Origin of the sequence: Fusicatenibacter saccharivorans (assembly GCF_015557635.1) — a bacterium.
Lineage (GTDB): Bacteria > Bacillota > Clostridia > Lachnospirales > Lachnospiraceae > Fusicatenibacter > Fusicatenibacter saccharivorans.
The window spans coordinates 1-3,317 of the sequence record NZ_JADNOP010000036.1; the positions used below are offsets into that span (position 1 = coordinate 1).

4 protein-coding genes are annotated in these 3,317 nt (G+C 35.5%); all 4 read left to right on the top strand.

The window, feature by feature from the left end:
- Positions 1-524: 524 nt before the first annotated feature.
- The 4 genes from I2G42_RS16050 (at position 525) to tnpB (ending at position 3,164) form a co-directional block, all read left to right on the top strand.
- A complete protein-coding gene (locus tag I2G42_RS16050; protein ID WP_055228629.1) occupies positions 525-1,658 on the top strand; it encodes a CDP-glycerol glycerophosphotransferase family protein in 1,134 nt (377 codons plus the stop codon).
- Positions 1,659-1,757: 99 nt separating this feature from the next.
- Entirely contained in the window at positions 1,758-2,099 is a 342-nt protein-coding gene (yajC, locus tag I2G42_RS16055; protein WP_055222214.1) for a preprotein translocase subunit YajC, read from the top strand.
- 325 nt (positions 2,100-2,424) lie between these two features.
- Positions 2,425-2,838, top strand: coding sequence for an IS66 family insertion sequence element accessory protein TnpA (tnpA, locus tag I2G42_RS16060; RefSeq protein ID WP_195531266.1), 414 nt, complete (start codon positions 2,425-2,427; stop codon positions 2,836-2,838).
- Positions 2,832-3,164, top strand: coding sequence for an IS66 family insertion sequence element accessory protein TnpB (gene tnpB / locus I2G42_RS16065; RefSeq protein WP_055228628.1), 333 nt, complete (start codon positions 2,832-2,834; stop codon positions 3,162-3,164). The genes tnpA and tnpB overlap by 7 nt, the downstream gene beginning before the upstream one ends.
- The last annotated feature ends 153 nt before the right edge of the window (positions 3,165-3,317 follow it).

The following is a 3,317-nucleotide window of genomic DNA, read 5'->3' on the forward strand; positions in this document are numbered from 1 at the left end:
AATGCAGAATCGTCCCATTTTCCGTGATTCAGAAAATAAGCTACCGTTGTTCTGTGATGCTGGCTGACAATAGAAAAGTCAACGGTCTTACCGCGGTATCCACGGAGAAAGACAGAAACAATAATGGTCATTACATGTTGGAGATAGATATCCGACAAAAAATGATGAAGTTTTAAAGTTTTTAGGTAATTGTAAATTTTATTGGAATGATGTATAATGTTTGCAACAGGCACCCCCTTGTTTGCGTGAGTAGGTTGATGGTCGCACTTCAATTATACATCATTCAGCAGAGGGTGTCTTTAGTTTGTGCAAAATTTAGGATTTGCTCATTTATAGTTGATAAAATAAAAGGAATAAGTTTGCGAGTTTTTGCTTACAAACATATTATATGAGGAGAGAGTAAAAAATAATGAACAAAAAATTTATTCGAAAAATCAAGGAAAAAATAAAAATTTATTTTTATAATTCGGGATATTATTTTTTAAAAAGATGCTTATTAAGTCAAAAAAAAAAATTTCAATACGATGAATGAAAAAGTAAAAATGTGTTTTATTATTCAGAGGATAGAGATATTTCCATCGGTGCAATCAATCTTTGAATATATGTGTTTAGATGCAAGATATGATGTAACATTACTTGTATTACCGAGGTTTGACCATGCTACAAATAAAATAAATGTTAATACTATTGAGCAAAATTTAAAATTTGCTTTGCAAATTGCTAATGGTGCAGAAGTGATAAATTCATATGATGATCAAAAAAAGAAATTCAAAAGACTGGAGGATTATAAATTCGATTTTATTTTTCTTGGTTTACCTTACCAAAGAGAATATCCTATGGAATATAAATTTGCAAATTTATCAAAGATTTCAAGAGTATGTTATGTTCCGTATGGATCGAGTTATGCTGACGGGAAAGAAATGATTAGGACTTCATTTACAACACAATTACTTACTTTTGTAGATTATATTTTTTGCGATTGTATTAAAACCTATAAATATTGTCAGTCGAAATTAAAATATTGTCAAAATGCAGATGGAAAGAGAATAGTTTATAATATTGGTTATCCACGATTTGATTTGATAACATACGATGAAAGAAAAGGTAAAAAAAATAAAACTTTTTTGTGGATTCCTAGATGGACGACACCTGCAGATGATAATGAAAAAAGTACATTTTTAATGTATAAAGATTTTCTTTTGAATTACTTTTCAAACAACGCAGAACTCAGCTTAATTATTCGTCCACATCCGTTAATGTTTGATAATTATATAAAAAAAGGATATTTAACGAGAGAAGATGTTGAAAAATATAAAAATCAAGTAAAATCTTTAAAAAATGTTATGTTTGATGAAAACTGTTCATACAGATCTTCTTTTGTCCAATCGGATTGTTTAATTGCTGATTATAGTTCGATTGTAATAGAGTTTTTACTTATGGGAAAACCGGTTATATATTTGTCTGATGTAAGAAAAATTGAAACTACAATTGCAAACGCGTTTTATGTAAGCAAGAATGTGCAGGAAACAAAAGAATATATAAAACAACTAGCAAAAGGTGAGGATGGGAAAAGGCAAAATAGATTAGATGTTTTGAAAGCAACTATTTATAAAAAAGGAGCTTGTAAAAGAATTGCTGATGTTTTAAATAAAATATGAAATTTTTGGAAAATATCCGAAAAAGACTTGCCCATCTGATACGGATTGTGTATTATGATAGGTGTGTCTAAAGAACGTCGAATAACAGGAGGAAAGAAAATGTTTTTAGCAACAACAACAGCAAACAGCGGTGTCATGAGCACCGGTATGTTAATTATGTGGCTGGTCATCATGTTCGGTATGATGTATTTCTTAATGATCCGTCCGCAGAAGAAAGAGCAGAAAAAACTGCAGGCAATGCTGAATGACCTCGCAGTCGGCGATGCAGTCATCACGACAAGCGGTTTCTACGGAATTGTCATCGACATCACAGACGATGATGTCATCGTAGAGTTCGGAAACAACAAAAACTGCCGTATCCCGATGCGCAAAACAGCCATCACAGAGGTTGAAAAACCGGATTCTGCAGTTGTAGAAGAGAAAACAGAAAAGAAAAAATAATGTTTGCATAGCGATATGTAAAAACAAGAAACGCAGGTATTCAAAAAGAGAACGAATACCTGCGTTTTTTGGTAAGTAGGTAATCATCCGTACCTTGATTTTCAGTAAGTAGGTAATCATCCGTACCTTGATTTTCAAAATGAGCCGCCCTTTTTCTGGGCGGCTCAAAGTTACTCTGTAAGTGCAAAATAATTCGACGGATTGTGTTGCCCTAAAAAATATCCCATAATAATCAATAGAGAATGCAAGCATTTTACTTCATCTTTTCTTGCTAGAAATGATAGATGCGAGCATTTTACTCTATTCAAGTTATGGAGGTGTGCTCATGAGAAGCAAAAGAATACCTGTCGAAGAACAATACCGTCTCATCATGGAATGCCGTCAAAGTGGATTGACAGATCATCAATGGTGTGTGGAACATGATATCAAGCCAGGAACTTTTTACAACTGGGTAAAAAGACTGCGTCAGAAAGGTTGTGTGGATTTGCCGGCGTCAACTGGACGCACCTATCGCGCACCAGAAAGCCAGGAAGTTGTCAGAGTGGAGTTTCATGATACTGACCCGATTCCTTATGAACAGCCATTAAATGTAATTCCGGCAGCTACGGAAAGGAATAACTTTTCTGTAGCAGAGTCAATGAAGCTGTCTGTAGGCAGCTTTCATCTAACAATACCAAATGGAACAGATCCTCAGCTTCTGGCTCAAACGCTTCGAATTGTGAAGGAGCTGGAATGTTAGGGGATATCACAGCCGCCGATGAAATCTATATCGTAACAGGCAGAACGGATATGCGGAAATCCATTGACGGGCTGTGTGCTATTGTAGAGGATCAACTCCATATGGATCCAAGGCGAAGTGCCCTGTATCTTTTCTGTGGAAAACGTTGTGACAGGATCAAAGCTTTGCTCTGGGAATCTGACGGATTTGTGCTGCTGTATAAACGTATGGAAGTTCAGGGCAGGTTTCGCTGGCCCAGAAATCAGCTGGAAGTAAAACAATTGACCTGGCAGCAATTCGACTGGCTCATGTCCGGGCTTGAAATCGAACAACCCCCTGTGTGTTAGGATAGTTGTCAGTGAAAGATAATTACTTTTGTGGTAGTATATAGCTATCACAGGAAGGGAGCTTTCGCTATGAACTATAGTCCAGAATTAAAGGATGCACTCCTCAGGAGGATGCTTCCACCAAACAATGAATCTATTACCAAGATATCCAGA

Excerpts from the sequence above, each read along its gene's own strand:
- I2G42_RS16050 (WP_055228629.1), top strand. The coding sequence starts at position 525 with ATGAATGAAAAAGTAAAAATGTGTTTTATTATTCAGAGGATAGAGATA.
- yajC (WP_055222214.1), top strand. The coding sequence starts at position 1,758 with ATGTTTTTAGCAACAACAACAGCAAACAGCGGTGTCATGAGCACCGGT.
- tnpA (WP_195531266.1), top strand. The coding sequence starts at position 2,425 with ATGAGAAGCAAAAGAATACCTGTCGAAGAACAATACCGTCTCATCATG.
- tnpB (WP_055228628.1), top strand. The coding sequence starts at position 2,832 with ATGTTAGGGGATATCACAGCCGCCGATGAAATCTATATCGTAACAGGC.